The sequence below is a fragment of the Flavobacterium sp. AJR genome, assembly GCF_002156885.1.
GTDB lineage: Bacteria > Bacteroidota > Bacteroidia > Flavobacteriales > Flavobacteriaceae > Flavobacterium.
The window spans coordinates 1-22,692 of sequence record NZ_NCWQ01000017.1 but is presented as its reverse complement, the minus strand read 5'-3'; the positions used below and the strand labels follow the sequence as shown (position 1 = coordinate 22,692).

Annotated in this window: 16 protein-coding genes and 1 tRNA gene; 15 read left to right on the top strand and 2 right to left on the bottom strand. The window is 32.2% G+C overall.

The features are described from left to right. Window positions 1–35: 35 nt before the first annotated feature. The gene (locus tag B8T70_RS06005; RefSeq protein ID WP_086894253.1) at window positions 36–701 is read right to left on the bottom strand and encodes a ribonuclease HII; all 666 of its coding nucleotides are present in this window, start codon (window positions 699–701) and stop codon (window positions 36–38) included. A 334-nt stretch (window positions 702–1,035) separates the two neighbouring features. On the opposite strand from B8T70_RS06005, the gene B8T70_RS06000 reads away from it, so the two are divergent. From B8T70_RS06000 to B8T70_RS05960, 9 genes are all read left to right on the top strand, one after another. Then, window positions 1,036–4,146 carry a TonB-dependent receptor gene (locus tag B8T70_RS06000; RefSeq protein ID WP_086894252.1) on the top strand — a complete coding sequence of 1,037 codons (3,111 nt, stop codon included), beginning with the start codon at window positions 1,036–1,038 and terminating at the stop codon, window positions 4,144–4,146. 7 nt (window positions 4,147–4,153) lie between these two features. After that, a complete protein-coding gene (locus B8T70_RS05995; RefSeq protein ID WP_086894251.1) occupies window positions 4,154–5,698 on the top strand; it encodes a RagB/SusD family nutrient uptake outer membrane protein in 1,545 nt (514 codons plus the stop codon). Window positions 5,699–6,232: 534 nt separating this feature from the next. Beyond that, a complete protein-coding gene (locus tag B8T70_RS05990) occupies window positions 6,233–9,520 on the top strand; it encodes a SusC/RagA family TonB-linked outer membrane protein (RefSeq protein ID WP_039117569.1) in 3,288 nt (1,095 codons plus the stop codon). Window positions 9,521–9,523: 3 nt separating this feature from the next. Beyond that, window positions 9,524–11,035, top strand: coding sequence for a SusD/RagB family nutrient-binding outer membrane lipoprotein (locus B8T70_RS05985; protein ID WP_039117570.1), 1,512 nt, complete (start codon window positions 9,524–9,526; stop codon window positions 11,033–11,035). 221 nt (window positions 11,036–11,256) lie between these two features. Next, window positions 11,257–13,206 (top strand): putative porin, encoded by a 1,950-nt coding sequence (locus B8T70_RS05980; protein WP_039117571.1) that lies wholly within the window; start codon window positions 11,257–11,259, stop codon window positions 13,204–13,206. Between the two features lie 52 nt (window positions 13,207–13,258). Further along, complete coding sequence (locus B8T70_RS05975) at window positions 13,259–14,620, top strand: pyridoxal-phosphate dependent enzyme (RefSeq protein ID WP_039111390.1); 1,362 nt, start codon at window positions 13,259–13,261, stop codon at window positions 14,618–14,620. Between the two features lie 88 nt (window positions 14,621–14,708). Beyond that, entirely contained in the window at window positions 14,709–15,191 is a 483-nt protein-coding gene (locus tag B8T70_RS05970; RefSeq protein WP_039111389.1) for a 3'-5' exonuclease, read from the top strand. A 61-nt stretch (window positions 15,192–15,252) separates the two neighbouring features. Then, complete coding sequence (locus B8T70_RS05965; RefSeq protein WP_039117572.1) at window positions 15,253–16,524, top strand: DUF2851 family protein; 1,272 nt, start codon at window positions 15,253–15,255, stop codon at window positions 16,522–16,524. Between the two features lie 77 nt (window positions 16,525–16,601). Next, window positions 16,602–16,829, top strand: a complete 228-nt coding sequence (locus B8T70_RS05960; protein ID WP_035619202.1) for a hypothetical protein — start codon at window positions 16,602–16,604, stop codon at window positions 16,827–16,829. Window positions 16,830–16,904: 75 nt separating this feature from the next. On the opposite strand, the gene B8T70_RS05955 is transcribed toward B8T70_RS05960, so the two are convergent. After that, window positions 16,905–18,356 (bottom strand): amino acid permease, encoded by a 1,452-nt coding sequence (locus B8T70_RS05955; RefSeq protein ID WP_039111388.1) that lies wholly within the window; start codon window positions 18,354–18,356, stop codon window positions 16,905–16,907. Window positions 18,357–18,603: 247 nt separating this feature from the next. Here B8T70_RS05955 and B8T70_RS05950 point away from each other — a divergent pair, with 247 nt between their 5' ends. The 6 genes from B8T70_RS05950 to B8T70_RS05925 all read left to right on the top strand — a co-directional run bounded on the left by B8T70_RS05950 (window position 18,604) and on the right by B8T70_RS05925 (window position 22,689). After that, entirely contained in the window at window positions 18,604–19,491 is an 888-nt protein-coding gene (locus B8T70_RS05950; protein WP_086894249.1) for a helix-hairpin-helix domain-containing protein, read from the top strand. 10 nt (window positions 19,492–19,501) lie between these two features. Then, entirely contained in the window at window positions 19,502–20,644 is a 1,143-nt protein-coding gene (locus B8T70_RS05945) for an acyl-CoA dehydrogenase family protein (RefSeq protein WP_039111384.1), read from the top strand. 380 nt (window positions 20,645–21,024) lie between these two features. Continuing rightward, the gene (gene rpsU / locus B8T70_RS05940) at window positions 21,025–21,219 is read left to right on the top strand and encodes a 30S ribosomal protein S21 (protein ID WP_039111382.1); all 195 of its coding nucleotides are present in this window, start codon (window positions 21,025–21,027) and stop codon (window positions 21,217–21,219) included. A 75-nt stretch (window positions 21,220–21,294) separates the two neighbouring features. After that, complete coding sequence (locus B8T70_RS05935; RefSeq protein WP_086894248.1) at window positions 21,295–22,188, top strand: tyrosine-type recombinase/integrase; 894 nt, start codon at window positions 21,295–21,297, stop codon at window positions 22,186–22,188. Between the two features lie 34 nt (window positions 22,189–22,222). Beyond that, window positions 22,223–22,525, top strand: a complete 303-nt coding sequence (gene hpf / locus B8T70_RS05930; protein WP_035619362.1) for a ribosome hibernation-promoting factor, HPF/YfiA family — start codon at window positions 22,223–22,225, stop codon at window positions 22,523–22,525. Window positions 22,526–22,615: 90 nt separating this feature from the next. Then, window positions 22,616–22,689 (top strand) — tRNA-Thr (locus B8T70_RS05925). The last annotated feature ends 3 nt before the right edge of the window (window positions 22,690–22,692 follow it).

Below are 22,692 nucleotides of genomic sequence, written 5' to 3'. Positions count from 1 at the left end.
AAAATACAAATTAAAGCTATAATTCTATACAAAGACTAATCTTCAAACAGTAGCTCCAATTGATCTGGCAATAACCTAAAAGACATTCTATGATACTTAGTAGGTCCATATTTCTTAATTGCTTCGCGATGTTCCTTGGTAGGATATCCTTTGTTTTGTTTCCAATTGTACATCGGGAACTCTTCATGAATTTTATCCATATACTCGTCTCGATAGGTTTTTGCAAGTACAGATGCAGCAGCAATGCTCATAAATTTGGCATCGCCTTTTATAATGCTTTGATTTGGAATCGATTTTAATAACTCAATTTCCTTTTCAGAAAATTGCTTCCCAACGGTATTTTTCAAACCTAGTTTTGCATTTAGCATTCTATTTCCATCAACAATAATAAACTCAGGAATTTGATTAAGTTTCAGGATGCATTCCTGCATTCCTTTCATTGAAGCATTTAGGATATTTATTTCATCAATTTCATTGGGATGTAAATGAGTGATAGCAAACGAAATGGCTTGTTCTTCAATTATAGGTTTTAATTTTTCTCTAGTTTTTTCGGATAATTGCTTACTGTCATTTAGTGTTTTATTCTCAAAATTTAGGGGCAAAATTACGGCTGCTGCGGTTACTGGTCCGGCAAGGCAGCCACGACCAGCTTCGTCGGTTCCGGTTTCTAAATCATATCCTGAAAAATTGAGTTGTAGCATGTTCTTTTTTTAGAATTACAAAGATTAAATTTTTTCTGGGAAATAGATTAATGAAAGTACCGAAACTTATAACATGAGGACAAATTAATCTTCTAGCATTTTTACCTGTAAATGTTAAAATTTAACATTTTTTTTATTGTTAATATGGCTTATTAAAGGATTGTTATTTATCACAATAATTGTCAAAAAATCTAAATCACTGTTATTTTTGTAAATTTTTTCTTTTTTGTTAACGTTTTTAAGTAGGAAAAATAATAATTAGAATATTGTTAAAATTGTTATTGTAAGAAAAATTTATCATTTTTGACGAATTATTAACCAAAAACAATTTAAAATGAGGGTGAAATTTAAATGGATTTTAACATTATTAACAGCATTAACCATGCAGTTTTCTTTTTCACAGGAAAGGAATATTTCTGGAATTGTTTCAGATGCAACAGGCCCTATACCAGGCGTGAATGTTATCGTTAAAGGAACAAAAAATGGAGTACAGACGGATTTTGATGGTAAATATTCTATCAAGGCAAAAACAGGAGATGTGCTAGAGTTTTCTTATATGGGATTACAGGATAAGAGTGTTGCAGTTGGAACTTCTTCGGTGATTAATACAAAGATGCAAGAAGGTGGGAATGAATTGGATGAAGTGGTTGTTGTAGGTTACGGTGTGCAGAAAAAAAGAGAAGTAACAGGTTCTATATCTAAAATTGCAGGTCGAGATATTGCAAATTTAGTGACTCCAAGTTTTGAAGGAGTGTTAGCAGGAAGAGCGACAGGCGTTCAGGTAACAACAAATACAGGTATAATTGGGCAAGCTCCAAAAATAAGAATAAGAGGAGTTGCTAGTATATCAGGAAAAACAGATCCATTAATCGTGGTAGATGGTATGCCAATATTTACAGGAGATGTTGGCGGTGCATCTGCAACTAACGGATTGGCAGATATTAATCCTGAGGATATAGAGTCTTTTGATATATTAAAAGATGGAGCCTCTACAGCTATTTATGGCTCTAGAGCTGCTAATGGAGTTATTTTAATAACTACTAAGACTGGTAAAAAAGGGACGATGAAGCTAAATTATTCAAGTACTTTGGGTGTTGCAAGTGCAGCTAAAAAATATGATTTACTACAAACTCCTGATTTCTTAATAATCTCTAATGAAAAAAGAACTAACCGTGGCCAAGCACCGTGGGCTATTGGAGATACTTATAATACAGATTGGCAAAGTGCTGTTTTAAGAAATGCACCCCAAATTAATAATACATTATCATTAAGTGGAGGTACAGACAAAACAAAGTATTATTTGTCTTTGGGTTTGACTGATCAAAAAGGGATCAATTTAGCCAATGAAATGAAAAGATATTCTATAAGAGCTAATATTGATCAAGAAGTAAATAGATGGCTAAGTATTGGTACAAATATAAGTTTAACAAGAACTGAATATAATGGATTAAGCACTAGTGCTAATGGTATCTCAGGGAACATTTTTAATGCCATTAGACAATTACCTAATACACCAATTTATAACTCTGCGAATCCTACTGGATATAATCTTTCAGATGATAATGTTACTGTTGGAAAATGGGAGAATACAGATCCAGCGGGTGATAATATAACAAACATAAGATATATATTAGACCATAATAAGTATTACTCAAAAGTAAACAGAACCTTAGTAAATGCTTTTGCAAATGCAAAAATCACTTCTGATTTGAGCTTCAAATTACAATTAAGTAGTGATGATTCCAATACAGGAGGATTTCAGTATTGGAATCCAATTCATGGTGATGGACGTAATGCGAATGGATATTTAATAAATGACAATAGTGAATATTTTAGATGGAACTGGCAGAATATCTTAAACTACAAGAAGACCTTTGCTGAAAATCATAATATAGGAATTACTGCAGTTGCAGAATACCAAAAACAAAAGTATCAATATTTTTATGGTTCTGGAAGTGATATATTAAGTGATTTTTATAATGAGAATTTAGTTACTAATTCTTATACAACTAAAGATTCTGGGGGATCAGTTACAGAAAATGGAATTATTTCATATTTAGCACGAGCCATCTATAATTATAAAGAGAAATATTTTATTCAGGGATCTATAAGAAGGGATGGTATTTCTAAGTTAGGAGTAGATACAAGATGGACTAATTTCCCTGGTGTTTCAGTTGGTTGGACAGTTTCTAAGGAGAATTTTATGGACTCAATTGGTAGTACTGTTTCAGATTTAAAGATTAGAGCATCTTATTCAGAAGTAGGAAATACTGAAATATTAGATGGTGCTAATTATCCTTATTTAGGGCTTACTATAAGTTCTCCTTATGGAAATTTAAATGGTTTAGGGTATTCTCAATTCGGGAATGATCAACTAAAATGGGAAGCTAGTAAAAAAATAGATTTAGGTATTGATTTAGGTCTATTTAAAAATCGTGTTAATCTAACGTTTGATTATTATAGAAATAATATAGATGGTATTGTTTTGGCAGTTCCGACTGCGCCATCATTGGGTATTCCTAGCAGTACGATTAATAAAAATGTTGGAAAAATGTACAATGATGGGTATGAATTCGGCGTGAATTTTAAAGCAATTAATACTGAGAATTTTTCTTGGGATATATCTACCAACTTGACACTTGCTAAAAATAAGGTAGTGAGTTTGAATCAAGGACAAGATATAATTGGAGGATCATCTACCGATTTTGTTAATATTGCCCCTAATTTAATAATCAGAGAGGGAGAATCAATAAACTCTTTATACGGCTATAAATATTGGGGAGTGAATAAAGCAAATGGTAATCCGGTTTACTATAAAGGAGATGGATCATTAGTACAAGGAAATATTTCTACTGAAACTTATTCAGTTTTTGATCCAAATAATCCAACTGATTTATCTACTGCATCTTCTTTAAGTGCTTCAACTGATAAAGTAATCTTAGGAAATACGCTGCCAACTTATTATGGAGGGTTTAGTTCAACGATGAAATACAAAAGAATTGATTTTGGATTCATGTTTAGATTTAGCGGTGGGAATAAAATATTTAATGGAACAAGAAGAGAATTAATGAACCAGAATTTAAATAATAATGGAACTGAAATTTTAGGGAGATGGCAGAGCGTTGATAACCCTGGGGATGGTTGGACTCCTAGATTGTATGCAAGCTCTAATACTTTCACGAATCTTTCAGGAAGTGCAACTTCTAGGTTTGTTGAAAAAGGAGATTTTATATCTCTGGATAATATAAGTGTTGGGTATTCTTTACCAAAATTGCTATTAGATAAAATAAAAGTTGATAGTTTTAGAATTTTTGCACAGGCTCAAAATATTTGGTTAATCACTAATTATAAAGGTCTCAATCCAGAAATGGAAACATTGGGAGTGGACATTAATGGTACACCACGTAGTAAAGTTATTTCAATGGGGATAAATGTAAGTTTATAAAAAATATATGAAAAAAGTAATAAAAACATTTCTATTTTCTGTAATCGTATTCGGGATGAACGCATGTACAGAAGAGAAAATATTAGATCTTAAGCCTGTAAATAATATAGCCGAGAGCGATGCGTTTTCAACACCATCGTTCATTGAGTCTTCTATGAATGGAGTTTATAATGCAGCGGCCATTGGTCAGTACACTTCAACTAGTTCAAATGGAGGTAGAGGATATGTATGGGGGGCTGCTTTTGTGGAACAAGGAGAGTGTAGAGGTGAAGATGTTGTAAATACAGCGACATTTTACCAACTTACTTACACGGCTACTTACGATGCTACAACTGCTAATAATGTGTATTATTGGGTAGATGGTTACAGGTTAATTAATAGATGTAATTTAATGATTGAAGGAGTTAATACTGCTGTATCAAAAGGAATTATTACTGCAGCAGTTGGAAATGATTATATTGGACAGGCTAAGTTTTTAAGAGCAATTACACATTTTGAATTATTAACTTATTTTGCAAGACCATACAATTTTACTCCAGCAGCCACTCATCCTGGGATACCATATAGAGAGGTAGGTATTAATACTCAAGGGAAAATAGATTCGGAAGCTTTAAAACCTAGAAATACAGTGGCAGAATGTTATGCAAAAATTTTAGCAGATTTAAATGATGCTGAAAACTTGATAACAACTAAAACGACTGCTAAGGCATCTAAAGGTGCTGCAATCGCTTTTAAAACAAGAGTATATCTTCATAAAAGAGATTGGGAAAGTGTTATTACTGAAGGAAATAAATTAAATGGAGTTTATTCTTTAACAGCAAAACCAGTTGAGCCATTTATATTGGCTAATAATTTGACAAATTTAGAATCAATATTTTCTATACAACATTCTTCAACATCCAACCCTCAAACTAATGGTGCTTTAGCAAGTGTCTTTAAATCTAGAAAATTAGTAGCTATTAGTCCTATTATTTGGAGAAACCCAAGTTGGTTAGTAGATGATAAAAGAAGAGAAGATGGAGTAATGGTTACAACTGTTTCTGGCAGAAAGTATACTAATAAATATACAGATGTCACAAATATGACTGATGCAGCTCCAGTAATTAGATATGCAGAAGTAGTTTTAAATATGGCTGAAGCTGAGGCTCGTATGGCAACTCCTAATTTAGTTAATTCATTGACATTATTAAACTCTGTAAGAAATAGGTCTCTTGCTATTCCAGAAACACAAGCATACACTGCAGCTTCATTTAGTTCGTCTAATGATTTGGTTAAAGCAATCTTGATAGAAAGACGAATTGAATTTTTAGTTGAGGGACGTAGATGGTCCGATATTCATAGACTTCAAAATGATGATATTGCCCCAATTGACGGAATTCCTGCAAAAATTGCTAATGGCACACCAGATGGTACTTTATTTACTTTGGGGACAGCTTATTCAGGACCTTATGGTGTTGCAGCTATATCTAGTGAAGGTTTTAAATTTTTATGGCCAATACCACAACTAGAAATGAACACTAATCCAGGATTAGGTCAAAATCCAGGTTGGTAAAACAAAACGAACTTTAAGTACGTTTTAATTAAATTATTAAAAACTGTCCAAAATATTTTGGGCAGTTTTTTTTTGGGATAAAAATTAGTACAAATTCAAATAGTAATATTTAGAATATATTTTAAGGAAGATATCATGACTTAGAAAATTGATCCACAAATTTGAGTAATCAGATTCAGGATAAAGTAGAGATGTAATTTTAAAAGTAGTTATATTAAAAACATTTTCAGTTTATAATGTTTTAATTTTACTATTTTATTGTAGTTTAAAAGCTACTTACGTGTTAAAATATTTAATTTACAACTAGGAATTAACTTACTTTATTTGTTAATTATTTGTTAAAATAAATATTAAATAAAGTTTAGTATTTTAAAGATAAAATTAGGGATAATGCTATTTATCTACTAATTTACTGAGTTGACACGTGGTAGTGTTAAAGAAATATTAAAAAAAAAGTTTTCAAGAGCTTGGTTTTACTTGTTATTTTAAGAAATTATTATGATGTTTGCGGCATACTAATTCAAAATTTAAAAAATGAAACTAAAGTTTAACGGATTCTTAGTGCTACTGGTAGTACTTATGACGCAACTCACCATTGCGCAAGAAAGAACTGTTTCTGGAATTGTTTCCGATAATGCAGGAATGCCTTTGCCAGGTGTAAGTGTATTAGTTAAAGGAACACAATCGGGAACTCAAACTGATTTTGATGGAAAATATTCTATCAAAGCAACTCCAAGCCAAGTCTTGGTATTTAGTTATATTGGGATGAAATCTCAAGAAATTACAGCTAGTTCAGCTACAGTAAATGCAAAGTTAGCAAGTTCATCAGTCGAACTTGAGGGCGTTGTTGTAACTGCATTAGGGATTAAAAGAGAGAAAAAATCTTTAGGTTATGCTTCACAAGAGATCAAAGGTGCTGATTTAAATTCAGGTGCTGCAAGTGGAAACTTTCTTAATGAACTTTCTGGTAAGGCAGCTGGTGTAAACATCAGAAAGAATACCAACTTTGGTGGTTCTACAAACGTAGTATCCAGAGGGGTTAAAAACCTTACAGGAGATAATCAAATGCTTATCGTTATTGATGGTATGCCAATTAATAATGCTAACACTAACTCAAGTGTAGGTAAACAAACAGAAGGTGCTCGTAATACATATGATTACGGAAATGCAGCGATGGATATTAACCCAGATGATATTGAGACTTTAAATATCCTGAAAGGTGCTGCAGCTGCTGCATTATACGGATGGCAAGCTGGAAATGGGGTAATCATGATTACGACCAAAAAAGGTAAAGCAAGAAAAGGAATGGGAGTAACTATTTCTAGTGAATTTACAGTAGGTACTGTTGATAAAAAAACTTTCCCAGTTTATCAAAACAAATACGGACAAGGTTACGGACCAACTTACGATGATGCTGGTAACCCAAAAGGAATTCCAGTGGGACCAACAGGAGCATTCTTTACTATAGATAGTAACGGAAATCAAGTTGCTACTACAACTGATGATGCTTCTTACGGTGTTGCTTTTGACCCAAATCTTTCTATTTACCAATGGGATGCTTATACTAAATATTCTCCAAATTACGGAAAGAAAACAACATGGAAAGCAGCTGAGAATGGACCTATTACATTCTTTCAATCAGCTACAACCTTTAATAATTCGATCTCTATAGAGGATGGTACAGAAAAAACAAATTTTGTTTTGAATTACAACAACTATAAAGAAAATGGGATTTTACCAAATAGTGAATTAAAGAAAAATAATATAAGTCTTAAAATTAACCATAAATTCACAGATAAATTATCAGCTAGTGCATTTGCAAATTATATGGCGCAAACTACGGTTGGTAGAAATACAACTGGATATGGAGGAGACAACATTATGGGGTCATTCCGTCAGTGGTGGGCTACCAATGTAGATATCCAGGCTCAAAAAGATGTTTTTGAAAATTCTGGAGGACAAAACATTTCTTGGAATATGGCAAATCCTGCTAATGGTAATACTAGTGCTAAGTATGCAGATAACCCTTATTTTACAAGATATAAAAATTACCAATCTGATGAGAGAAACCGTTTTATAGGATATGCTCAATTAGATTATAAGGTAGCAAATTGGTTATCTGTAACAGGAAAAGCTAGTACAGATAGTTATTCTGAATTACGTGAAGAAAGAAAAGCAGTTGGTTCTTTAAATGCAACTTTTGGAATAAACAGATTAGCTGTAGGTTCAGGATATCAAAAATATGCGGGTATGTTTTCTGAGCAAAACTATCAGCTTACTTTGAATTTCAATAAGAAAATAACACAAGATATTTCATTAAATGGTTTAGCAGGTCTTAACGCTTTAAGAACAAGACGTACTTCTACACTTGCTTCTACGGATGGTGGACTTATTATACCAGGAATTTTTGCATTATCAAATTCATTAAGCCCTTCTCCATATCCTGTAGAAGAGGAAGATAATTCGGGAGTAAATAGTGCTTATGCTTCTGTTTCTTTAGGATATAAAGACTTTTTATTCTTAGATGGAACGGTACGTAATGATGTATTCTCTACATTACCAAAAGGAAGTAACTCAGTAAATACATTCTCTACTTCTGCGAGTTATGTTTTTACAAATCATATTAATCAGCCATGGTTAACTTTCGGTAAATTTAGAGCGAGTTATGCTGAGAACCCACAAGGAAATATTGATTTGTATTCATTACAAAGTGTTTTTAGCAAATTCAATAATTTTGGTTCAAATCCATTGTACTCAAGACCAAACATAAGTGCTAATCCAGACTTACATACTGTAAAAACTAAATCGGAAGAGCTTGGTTTAGAAATGCAATTCTTTGATAGAAGAGCTGGATTTGAGGTGAGTGTATATAAAAGTTTAAGTTCAGATCAAATATTCCCTGTAGATTATTCTACAGCAACAGGATATTCTTCAAGATATGCAAATGCTGGTTCTGTTGAGAATAAAGGTATCGAGGTACAGTTTAATTTGACTCCTGTAAAATTGAAAGATTTTCAATGGGATGTTTTTGTAAACTGGTCTAAAAATGAAAATACAATTAAAGATTTAGCACCTGGAATTGAGGTGTTAACATTAGGAAGTTTTCAAGGGGGTGTGAGTATAGTTGCAAAACCAGGTAACGCTTTTGGTGATATTATTGGTAAAGATTATGTGTATGCTGCCGATGGACAAAAAGTTACTAAAGGAGGTACTTATTTAATGACTGAGTCGGTTACTAATGTTATCGGAAATGTTACTCCAGACTGGATTGGAGGAATCCGTAATAAATTTACTTACAAGCAAGTTTCATTAGGTTTCTTAATTGATATGCAAAAAGGAGGAGATATTTTCTCTTTAGATCAATACTACGGACAAAACTCTGGTTTATATGAGTCTACTGCAGGATTTAATGAGTTAGGAAATCCAGTAAGAAATACATTAGCTAATGGTGGTGGAGTTATACTTCCAGGAGTAAATGTAGATGGTACTCCTAATACAACTAGAACACCAGGACCAGAAGTTGCAGGAGGTATTTATGGATATAATAAAAATCCACAGAAAGCTTTTATTTATGATGCAAGTTATATAAAATTAAGAGAGGTAACTATTACATATAGTTTCCCATCAGCGTTGGTTTCTAAATTAAGTTTAACTGATTTAAGACTTTCTTTAATAGGTTCTAACTTATGGATAATTCATAAAAATCTTCCAGATGCAGATCCAGAAAGTGGTCTTAGTTCAGGTAACTTGTCTTCAGGTTACTCAGGAGGTTCACTACCTACAACAAGAAACATTGGTTGTAACCTAACATTAAAATTCTAAATCATGAAAAAAATATTTTTATTAATATCTTTTGTTAGTATTGCTATCTCATGTAGTACTGATATTACAGATATGAATGTTGATCCTAAAAAACCAACATCGACCAAACCAGAATATATGTTTACTAATGCTCAAAAGAAATTAGTAGATCAGATGGTAAGTACCAATGTAAATAATAACGGGTTTAGATTGTTTTCTCAACAATGGGCAGAAACTACTTATCCTAGTGAAAGTCAGTTTGATCTTACGACTAGAAAAATTCCAGATAATCATTTTCGTATTTTGTATAGAGATGTTTTAGCTGATTTTTATGATGCTAAAAAGATGATTAATGGTCAGGTGACTGAAACTGAAGACGCTGCTATTATTAAGCAAAATAGGTTAACTCTTATTGATATTTTAGAAGCTTATACATATAGTATCTTGGTAGATACTTTTGGAGATGTTCCATATAGTCAAGTAGGAGATATTGTAAATTATCCTTTGCCAGCTTATGATGATGCTAAAACAATTTACAAAGATCTTATAAAAAGATTGACAGATGATGTTGTAATATTGAAAAAAAATGCTGCAAGCCCTAATTTTGGTAGTGCCGATATTATTTATGCAGGAGATGCAGCAAGTAATGGAAAATGGGTAAAATTTGCCAACTCATTAATTGTGAAATTAGCAGTAAATATTTCGGATGTAGAACCTGCTTATGCAGCTACAGAACTTAAGGCAGCTTTGGCTTCAGGTGTTTTAACAAGTAATGCTGAAAATGCAAAGTTGGTATATTTAACTACATCAGGGAATCAAAATCCGTTATATGCTGATTTAGTTACGGCAAACAGAAATGATTTTATTCCAGCTGAAACTTTTGTTGCAGCAATGGACGCTGTTGTTCCAGGTGGAGATCCTAGAATGGTGAAGTATTTTGTTAATGGTACAAAACCAACTCCAGTTATTCCTCCAGGAAGAACTTTTGTAGGAGGTACTTATGGAGAAGCTAACGTTTTTGAAACGTATTCGCACATAACTGCTACATTAAATAATCCTGTATTTCCAGGAACAATATTTGACTTTTCAGAATTACAATTCTTGTTGGCAGAAGCTGCTGAGAAAAATTTAATTCCAGGAGGATCAGCTGTGGCTAAAGTTTATTATGAGGCAGGAATAACGGCTTCAATGGCAGATTGGGGAGTACCAGCAGCTAGTATTACTACTTACTTAAGTCAACCGAATGTGAATTATTTAAATATTCTAAGTGGGGCAACTTGGCAAGAAAAAATAGGTAAACAGGCTTGGTTTGCTCTTTATAACAGAGGATTTGAAGCATGGACTTCGTACAGAAGGTTAGATTTTCCAAAATTAAAATCACCTACTTCTGCTATAAATAAAAATATATTGACTGTTCCAGTAAGATATACATATCCAGGAGTTGAGCAATCAATAAACGGAACAAACTATAATAAAGCTGCTGCTGCTATTGGTGGTGATTTAATGAATACTAAAATATTCTGGGATAAATTCTAGTTTTGATTATAATAAATCAAGGATAGATTTGGTAGAATAAACAATAAATATTTTGAGTTTTTAGAGCCCCGATTGCATTTTTGTAATCGGGGTTCTTGCATAAAATAGGATTCATTGCGTTTTTATATTAATCTATTGTGTTTTTTTATTTATACGTTTTTATAATTTACCTTTGCCACACTAAAATAGTCAAAAATAATATCTATATATAACCCTTTCAAATGAGAATTCTCTTTTTAATTTATCTTTTAGTACTACCCACACTATTGTTTTCTCAGGTAAAACCATTAGACATGAATGGAGAACATCGTGGTCTTAATGATACTATAAAAGCCAAAAAGAAAGTTGCAAGAATAGATCAATACCGGTATATAACGCTGGAACGTGATACAACTTACGTAGATACATCGCTTACAATTCAAAATGAATACAATCATAATTATTTACGAAAGGATAATTTTGGCCTTTTGCCATTTTCTAATATCGGGCAAACATACAATACATTACAATATAGCTTAACAAGCTTTACTCCTTATCCAGAAATGGGGTTCAAAGCCAAACATTTTAATTTTCTAGAAGCGAATGATGTTAAGTACTACTCGGTTGCAACACCATTAACCGAATTGTATTTTAAATCTACGATTAATAAAGGGCAGACATTAGATTCTTTTATAACATTGAATCTGTCAGAACGATTTAATGTGTCCGCAGAATATAAGGGATTAAGGTCTGAGGGTAATTATATCAATCAACTGTCGAGTACAGGGAATTTTAAATTTACAACAAGTTATAGCACAAAAAAAGGACAGTATCATATTAATGCGCATTATACCTACCAAGATGTTTCGAATGAAGAAAATGGAGGGATAACAACGCCTGAGGATTTTGAAAGTGGTGATCCAGATTTTAAAAACCGACAAAGGCTGGAAGTGTATTTAACAGATGCAAAATCGTTTTTAAAAGGTAAGCGACTGTTTTTTGATCACGCATACAGAATAAATGAAACAGAAGGAAATAATAATTTGTATGTAATGCACCAGTTTAATTATGAAAATAAATTTTTCGAATACTATCAGCCAACAGTTTTATCAAGAGTAGGTAATGAAAATGTACTTCGATTTGGAAATTCGTATGTAACAAGTAATATCAATGATCAATCTCATTATAATAAAATGTATAATAAGGTAGGAGTTGCTTATGAAAATGTATTATTAGGGAAATTTCATTTTTTTGTAGATGATTTTAGAAGTAATTCGTATTATGGAAGAGTTTTGCTTTTTGATGATGGAACAATTATCCCTAGTTCATTAAGTCAGGATATTAATAGTTTTGGTGGACAATATGAATATCAAAAAAATAAATGGAACGGAAGATTTTTATATTCAAGATCAATAACAAGTCAGTCGCTTTCGGATTTAGAAGCAAAGCTTAAATATGATTTTAGCGATAAGATTAAATTTTTATTTGAGTATCAAAACATAAACAAACTACCTAATAATAACTATAATTTATACCAAAGTAGTTATGTAGAGTATAACTGGTCGAAAAATTTTAAAAACGAAAAAATTAATTCATTAAGTGCTAGCGCTATTACGCCATGGGTTAATATGTCATTTCAATATTCAGTTTTGAATGACCATTTGTATTTTGAGGATCAATCAACAGCTGCCGAAGCTGCTTTGAAAACACAAATTATAAGACCAGCACAATATAGTAATACAATTAATTATCTAGAGGTAAAGGCAAGTAAAGAATTTAAATTTGGCAGATTTGCATTAGATAATACCGTTTTATACCAAAAAGTAGATCAAACAGATGCTATTTTGAATGTGCCAGAAATTGTTACAAGAAATACATTGTACTACACTAATTATTTCTTTAAGAAAGCACTTTACTTACAAACAGGAATTGTGTTTAATTATTTCACCAGCTATTATGGTAATGATTATAATCCTGTAATTGGTGAATTTTTTGTTCAAAATAAGAAAGAAATCGGAAATTATCCGAACTTTGACTTTTTTATAAACGCCAGAATTAGACAAACTCGAATCTTTTTAAAAGCAGAGCATTTTAACTCATCGTTTTCGAGTAGTAATTACTATTCAGCACCTAATAATCCATATCGTGATTTTGTCATCCGATTTGGTTTAGTTTGGAATTTCTTCCAATAAAATTAATTAATAATAATGGGAATCAGACCGTATAATTTCCAAACTTAATATAATGAATTACTCAAAAAATATTTTAGAAACAATTGGCAACACACCGTTAGTCAAACTAAATAAAACCGTAGCAGGAATTGATGCATTGGTTTTAGCAAAAGTAGAAACTTTTAACCCAGGAAATTCTGTTAAGGATAGAATGGCTGTAAAAATGGTTGAAGATGCCGAAGCAGATGGGCGCTTAAAGCCAGGAGGAACTATTATCGAAGGAACCTCAGGAAATACAGGAATGGGACTGGCTTTGGTTGCAATTATAAAAGGATACAAACTTATTTGTGTAATCTCGGATAAGCAATCAAAAGAAAAAATGGACATCTTGCGTGCAGTAGGCGCTAAAGTAGTAGTTTGTCCAACAGATGTAGAGCCAACAGATCCGCGTTCTTATTATTCTGTTTCAAAAAGATTAGCAGAAGAAACTCCAAATTCATGGTATGTAAATCAATATGATAACCCATCAAATGCATTGGCACATTATGAACAAACAGGACCAGAAATTTGGGAACAAACAGATGGAAAAATAACTCATTTTGTCGTTGGAGTAGGAACAGGAGGAACAATTTCTGGAGTAGCAAAATACTTAAAAGAAAAGAACCCAAATATCAAAATTTGGGGAATAGATACATATGGTTCAGTTTTTAAAAAATACCATGAAACAGGTATTTTTGATGAAAACGAAATTTATTCATACATCACCGAAGGAATTGGAGAAGATATTTTACCTAAAAATGTTGACTTTTCATTGATAGATGGATTTACAAAAGTAACCGATAAAGATGCAGCTGTTTACACAAGAAAAATTGCACTCGAAGAAGGAATTTTTGTAGGGAATTCAGCAGGAGCTTGTATAAAAGGATTGTTGCAACTAAAAGAACATTTTACAAAAGATGATGTCGTTGTGGTGCTTTTTCATGACTCAGGAAGCCGTTATGTAGGTAAAATGTTTAATGATGATTGGATGCGTGAGCGTGGTTTTCTAGAAGAGAATGTTACAAAAGCTGAAGATGTTATAAAAGATCATTTAGACAAGCAATTAATAGTTGTACGTACCGAAGAGTTGGTTTCGCATGCTATTGAAAGAATGCGTAAATATAAAATCTCTCAAATACCTGTAGTAGATATTACTGGATTTGTAGGTTCGGTAGATGAGACAGACTTATTTAGAAGTTATGTAGCCGATAAAAATGTAGCCGAAAAACCGATTAAAGAAGTGATGGGGAAACCATTCCCTATTGTAAAACTAGGGACTCCGATAGAAGAAGTTTCGAAATTGTTTACAAAAGAAAATGATGCAGTTTTAGTAGATTTAGAAAACGGAAACCATCATATTATAACAAAATACGATATTATAGGTTCTATAAAATAGGACATAATTCAAAACAAATTAAAATGCCACAAATCTAGCGAGAAAGCTCGTTGAGTTTGTGGCATTTTTAGCTTATAAATTTAGTATAATGACTTTTACCGCCATAGATTTTGAAACAGCTACAGGATATCATCCTTGTTCAGTAGGTATAGTTACTGTAGAGAATGGAGTTATAGTAGACGAGTTTGTTACTTTAATCAAGCCACCTAATAACGAATATTCACCATTTACAATTAGAGTACATGGTATTTATCCAAGAGATACAGTAAATGCAAAATCATTTGCTCAAGTATATCCGGAAATCAAGAAACGTTTAGAAAATAGAATCGTGGTTGCTCATAATGAAAGCTTTGATCGCAATGTTTTAGCAAAGTCTATGGAATTATGCGGACTAAGCTATGAAGATTTAAATATCGCTTCACGCTGGGAATGCACAGTTAAAATATATAAAGCCAAAGGATTAAAACCTGCCAAATTGAGCGATTGCTGTCGCGAAATGAAAATACAGCTCAATCATCACGAAGCATTGTCAGATGCTCGGGCATGTGCTAAATTATATTTATTGAAGTAATTTTCTTTCATTTTTAGCTTTTTTTGAATTACATTAGTCAATCTTTAAATGGCTAAAAAAAATGAAAGAAGATTTTTTGCATTATCTATGGAAGTATAAAAAGTTTGATACTTTAAATCTAAGAACGTATAATAATGAAGAACTTACCATTATTAATGTAGGACAGTATCTGGAATTGGCTGGTCCTGATTTTTTTAATGCACAAGTTATAATAGGAAATCAAAAATGGGCAGGAAATATTGAAATACACCTAAAATCTTCCGATTGGTATTTGCATCATCATGAAAAAGATAAAGCGTACGAAAATGTAATTCTTCATGTAGTTTGGGAGCATGATAGTGAAATTTTTAATAGAAACAATTCAGAAATCCCTGTCTTGATTTTAAAAAACTACGTTTCAGAAGAAATTATTAAAAACTATAAAACCTTAATTGCGCCTAAATCTTGGATTTTTTGCGAAAAAGAAATTAAAGATATTGATAGTTTTTCATTCATAAATTGGCAAGAACGTTTGTTTTTTGAAAGATTAGAGCGTAAATCACAGCCTATTTATGAGCTGTTAGAATTAACAAATAATGATTGGGAAGCAGTAATGTTTTGCTTTTTAGCTAAAAACTTTGGCTTAAATATCAACGGAAATTCCTTTTTAGAGATAGCCCTATCTATTCCCTTTACTATAATAAGAAAAGAAAGCTTTGAAGTTGAAAATTTAGAAGCCTTGCTTTTTGGAAATGCAGGTTTGTTAGATATTGAAAAAGAGGATAATTATTTTAAAGATTTAAAATTCAGATATTTTTATCTGTTACATAAATACCAACTGGAGAAAAATTACATAGAGCCTGTGCAGTTTTTTAAACTCAGACCAGATAATTTTCCAACGATTCGCCTTTCGCAATTAGCTAATTTATATCATAAACATCAGAATTTATTTTCTAAGATTATTACTTTAAAATCGGTTAAAGAAATTTATGATTTACTATTAGTTTCCGTTGCACCATATTGGCAAAACCACTATCAGTTTGATAAAATAAGCCCTGTAAAGACGAAAAAAACGGCACAAACCTTTGTCGATTTACTTATCGTAAATACAATCATTCCGATGCAATTTGCTTATGCTAAAAAGCAAGGAGAAGCTATTTCGGAAGATTTGATTGCGCTTTTAAATGAAATTAAACCAGAAAAAAACTCCGTCATAGACAAGTTTAAATTGTTTAAAATTAATGCTCAAAATGCTTTTGAAACTCAATCATTATTACAACTAAAAAATGAATACTGTAATAAAAGCAGATGTCTTGATTGTGTTGTAGGGATGGAATTACTAAAGGGGAATTAGAAAGTTAGAGAATGAGATAAATGTAAAATTAGGTAATTGTTTTTATTTTGTACTTTTGCCAATCAACTATCAAATATATGTCAGCAATTATTAAACTTAAATTCTTTTTTGAAAAATACGGCTTTCATGTTTCTTCTAGGCTAGCCGATAAATTAGGAATGCGAGTAACAAGTGTTCGTTTGTTTTTTATATACATATCCTTTGTTACTGCTGGATTGTGGTTTGGAGTATATTTAACACTAGCATTCTGGATTAGATTAAAAGATTTAGTTCGTGCTAAAAGAACTTCTGTTTTTGATTTGTAAATTCATTTTATTCCATAAAAAAAGGGATTATAAAGTAACTTACTTTATAATCCCTTTTTTGTATTGAGAGATATATTATTTATCAGGATTGTTTAATTTACTGTTTTTCTTGCCGTAAGTAAAGTAAATAACAACACCTAGAGCCATCCAGATAACAAGTCTTATCCAGCTTTCATTGGGTAAAGAATACATCAATGCCAAACAAATTACAATTCCAGCAATTGGTACAAAAGGAACCAATGGAGTTCTGAAAGATCTAGGAGCATCCGGCAATTTTTTACGCATTACCATAACGCCAATACATACTAATACAAAGGCTAATAAAGTACCAATACTTACCATATGACCCAAGTCACTTACAGGAACGAATCCAGCAAATAAACTTACAAATACTAAGAAGAAAAGGTTAGTTTTCCAAGGAGTACGGAATTTAGAGTGAATTTCACTAAAGAATTTAGGTAACAATCCGTCTTTGCTCATAGTATAAAACACACGGCTTTGTCCCATTAACATAACCAATATTACCGAAGTATATCCAGCTAAAATCGCAATGATTAAACCAGTTTGTAAAAAAGTATATCCGGTTTTTGCAAATGCAGTTGCAGCAGGTTTAGCATCACCAGCAAACTCATAATAAGGCACAAGACCAGTCATTACGTGAGCAAACAAAACATATAGTACAGTACAGATTACCAAAGAACCTAAAATACCAATTGGCATTCCTTTCTGAGGATTTTTAGCTTCTTGAGCAGCAGTAGATACAGCGTCAAAACCAATAAAAGCAAAAAATACAGTTCCAGCCCCGGCAGCAATACCAGACCAGCCAAATTCACCAAAAACACCAGTGTTTTTAGGGATATATGGGGTATAGTTAGCATTGTCAATAAAGCTCCATCCTAATACGATGAAAACAATTACAACCGCTACTTTTAAAATAACTAAGAAATTGTTTATAGATGCCGATTCTTTAGTACCTCTTATTAATAATAAAGAAAGTAATGAAACGATAATAATAGCAGGAAGGTTAATTATTCCTCCTTCAATAATAGTTCCGTCACTTAGTTTTAATGTTTCCCAGGGAGAACAAATTAAATTATGCGGAAGATGAATATTATATTTATTAAGTAATTCGAGTAAATAACGCGACCAACTTACACCGACCGTTGCGGCTCCTAATGCATATTCTAAAACTAAATCCCAACCTATAATCCATGCCATAAATTCACCCATAGTTGCATAAGAGTAAGTGTAAGCACTACCTGCAACAGGTATCATCGAAGCAAATTCTGCGTAACAAAGACCTGCAAAAGCACATCCTATAGCAGCTAGAATGAAGGATAATGTAACTGCTGGCCCAGCATGTTCAGCTGCAGCAATTCCAGTTAATGAAAATAATCCGGCTCCAATAATTGCACCTACTCCTAGCGCCACTAATGACCCTGAAGATAAGGTTCTTTTTAAGCCTTTTTCAGATTCGGAAGCTTCATTAAGCAATACCGAAAGTGGTTTAGTTTTCCAAATTGACATATATTATTTTGGTTAATTGTTATTAAGCTCCAAATGTATTCTTTTTTATAAAAAATAAAAACAATTAGTGCATTTTAAGTTATAAAATAATTAAAACTCTGCGAAATTGTTTGTTAATCGGATATTTTGCTTTGCAAGATATTTAAATTGTTTTGTATTTGGTGATGAAATTTTAAATATTTTCCTACGAAAATAAAGTTTTTTGATATAACTTACAGCCCCAAGTTGAATTAAGCTTTAATCAAAAATGAATTCTAGAAAAATTGCTCCTTACTTTAAGTTTAGTCGAGAACAACGAATCGGTATTTTTTTTCTATTTGCAATCATCATCATTTTGCAGTTAGTTTACTTTTTTGCAGATTTTAGCTCCCCATCACAGTTTTTTCCCGAAAAAGAAAAATGGATGTCTTTACAAAGCGAAATAGATTCGATTAAAACTGCAGATAATAATAGAGAAGAAAAAGTTTATTTATTCAATCCTAATTTTATTACAGATTACAAAGGATATAAACTAGGTATGTCAGTAGAAGAAATAGATAGATTATTAGCTTTTCGTAAAGAGAATAAATATGTTAATTCTCCCAAGGAGTTTCAGGATGTAACAAAAATTTCAGATTCATTATTAAATGTAATGACTCCGTATTTTAAATTTCCAGATTGGGTAAACAATAAGAAAGAAACAAAAGAATATAAAAATTACCCAAATCAGAAGATATTCCCTAAAAAAGAAAAAATTATTCAGGTAGATATTAATAGTGCTACTCAAGAAGATTTGACTAAAGTTTCAGGAATTGGAGAAGTTCTTTCTTTGCGAATTTTAAAACAGAAAGAAAGTTATGGTTATTTTGTCTCTATGGAACAGCTTGATGATATTTGGGGACTTTCGCCAGAAGTTATTTCAAATTTAAATAGTCATTTTAAAATTTCAGAACTCACTAATTTCAAGAAAATAGCCATAAATGATGCGTCTTTAAAAGAGCTGGCGCTCTTTCCTTATTTCGGATATGCGCTGGCAAAACAAATCGTCACCTATCGAAGTATGAACGGAAATATAAAGAATATTGAGGATTTGATAAAAATTAAGGGCTTTCCTGTTGAAAAAGCAAAAATAATTGGTTTATATTTGGAGTTCTAAAAATATACTAATGAATTTTGATTATAACGAAACGCAGTCTATGATTGCTCAGTCCATAAAAGAATTTGCTGAAAAAAACATCCGTCCATATATAATGGAGTGGGATGAAGCGCAAACATTTCCAATCTCCCTATTCAAAGAATTAGGAGCAATGGGTTTTATGGGAGTTCTGGTTCCAGAAGAATATGGAGGGTCAGGATTAGGTTATCATGAATATATAACCATTATTGAAGAAATTTCAAAAGTTGATCCATCTATAGGATTATCGGTTGCTGCTCATAATTCATTATGTACAAATCATATCTTGACATTTGGTAATGAAGAACAAAAGAAAAAATGGCTTCCTAAATTAGCCACAGCAGAACATATTGGTGCTTGGGGGTTAACAGAGCACAATACAGGTTCAGATGCTGGAGGAATGAACACGACAGCGGTAAAAGATGGAGATCATTGGGTAGTAAATGGAGCGAAGAACTTCATTACCCATGGTAAATCAGGAGATATTGCAGTAGTAATTGTACGTACAGGCGAAAAAGGAGATTCTCGCGGAATGACAGCTTTTGTATTCGAGAAAGGAATGCCGGGATTTACATCAGGAAAAAAAGAAAATAAATTAGGAATGCGTGCTAGTGAAACGGCAGAATTGGTTTTTGATAATTGCCGAATTCCAGACGCAAACCGTTTAGGAAATGTTGGAGAAGGATTTATACAATCTATGAAAATTCTTGACGGAGGACGAATCTCAATAGGAGCATTATCCCTAGGAATTGCAAAAGGGGCATATGAAGCAGCTTTAAAATATTCAAAAGAAAGATACCAGTTTGGGCAACCGATTAGTAGTTTTCAGGGAATTTCGTTTAAGTTGGCAGATATGGTAACCGAAATCGAAGCTTCAGAATTGTTATTGCACAAAGCAGCATTTTTAAAGCAACAACATAGGCCAGTAACCACAATGGGAGCAATGGCTAAAATGTATGCTTCAGAGGTATGTGTGAAAGTGGCTAATGAAGCGGTTCAAATTCATGGAGGTTACGGATATACAAAAGATTTTCCAGTAGAGAAATTCTACAGAGATTCAAAGTTGTGTACTATCGGAGAAGGAACTACCGAAATTCAGAAATTAGTTATTTCAAGAAATATTCTAAAAGACTAATTATATAATATGGGCGTGCCCACAAAAAAAGAAGCCATTCATTTTACGTTGAGTGGCTTCTTTTTTTGAGGTCGGGCTTTTCGCTATAATCTTTTTTGTTCTAAAAGAAAGAACAAAAAAGGATTTCCGCTGCAATCCCTCACGCAATCCTCCATTACGATTAAGATACGTAAAAAGAGATATGTGAAAAGGGATTCGTAAAATGTGAAAAGATTAAATTAAAGAATTGTATTGATGTTGTTACTCACGTCTTAATATTTTACACTTTACATCTCGCTTCTCTCAATAAACATATTGTAAAAAAATAATTCGTAATTTATAACTCGTAATTGGAAATAATGTTTACTTTTGCACACTTAACGAAAGGGGGTGTCAATATTATGTTAATTATACCAATTAAAGACGGAGAAAATATCGATAGAGCATTAAAGCGCTATAAAAGAAAATTTGATAAAACAGGAACTGTTCGTCAGTTAAGAGCACGTACTGCTTTTATTAAGCCATCTGTAAAAAATAGAATCAAAATTCAAAAAGCTGCTTACATTCAAAACATGAAAGACAACTTGGAGAGTTAGATAAAATCTATATTCAAATAAATACCGTTAGTCATCAAAATTTTATAACTTTGATGCTAACGGTTTTTTTATTTTATGAAAACAAATAAACAAGCATTTCAGGAATATCTTCAGTTGGAGAAAAAATACTCTCCGCATACCCTGAATGCTTATATGAACGATATCGTTTCTTTTGAGTCGTTTAATAAACTTCATTTTGAACAGGAAAATATTGATCAGGCAAATTATAGTCAGATTAGGTCTTGGATTGTTTCGCTTGTAGATAGTAATGTGTCTAACGTTTCGGTTAATCGCAAAATGGCTTCTTTAAAAGCGTTTTATAAATTTCTTTTAAAAATCAAACAAATAGAAGTTAATCCAATGCTGAAACATAAAGCGTTGAGAACTCCTAAAACAATACAGATTCCTTTTTCTGAAAAAGAATTGATTGATTTGATGAGTCAAATGGGGAATTCTGTAGGTTTTGAAGAAGTGAGGAATAAATTGATAGTCGATTTGTTTTATACTACAGGTATACGTAGGGCAGAATTAATCGGGTTGCAGGTAAATAATGTCGATTCGTCGGCTTGTACTATTAAAGTGTTAGGTAAGCGTAATAAAGAACGTATTATTCCTGTTTTGCCTGTAATTACCGAACAGTTTTTGTTGTATGTAAAAGAGCGCGAAAGTGTTGAAAATATTATTGATAAAGATTATTTTTTTATTACTAAAAAAGGGTTAAAATTAAATGAAACCTTTGTGTATCGATTAATAAATTCATACTTTAGTAAAGTCTCCGAAAAAGTGAAAAAAAGTCCTCATGTTCTCCGCCATACATTTGCGACTCACTTATTAAATAACGGGGCCGATTTAAATTCAGTCAAGGAATTGTTAGGGCATTCAAGTTTGGCATCTACACAAGTGTATACTCATAGCAGTTTAACTGCTCTTAAAAAAGTATATGCCGATGCACATCCTAGGAATAAATAAGAATTCTGAAATGTTTAATTCTAAAATAATTATTATGAAGGTAGATGTTCATGCGGTTAACTTTACTGTTGACAGAAAATTAGTAGATTTCGTTCAAGAGAGAATGGATAAGTTAGAAAAGTATTACGACAGGGTAGTGTCGGCAGATGTTTTTTTAAAAGTTGAAAAAACCAGTGATAAAGAGAATAAAATTGCTGAGATAAAAATCAATGTTCCTGGTGATGATTTTTTGGTAAAAAAACAGTGTAAAACTTTTGAAGAGGCTGTTGAGCTTTCGGCGGAATCACTTGAACGATTGTTAGTAAAAAGGAAAGAAAAGGTAAGAACACATATTTAATGTAAATTTTTTTCAAAAAAAGTTTTGATACAAAGATAAAATAGCTACATTTGCAGTCCGTTAGAAATAGCGGACTTTTTTATTGAAATTGCCAGCGTAGCTCAGTTGGCTAGAGCAGCTGATTTGTAATCAGCAGGTCGTGGGTTCGAGTCCCTCCGCCGGCTCAA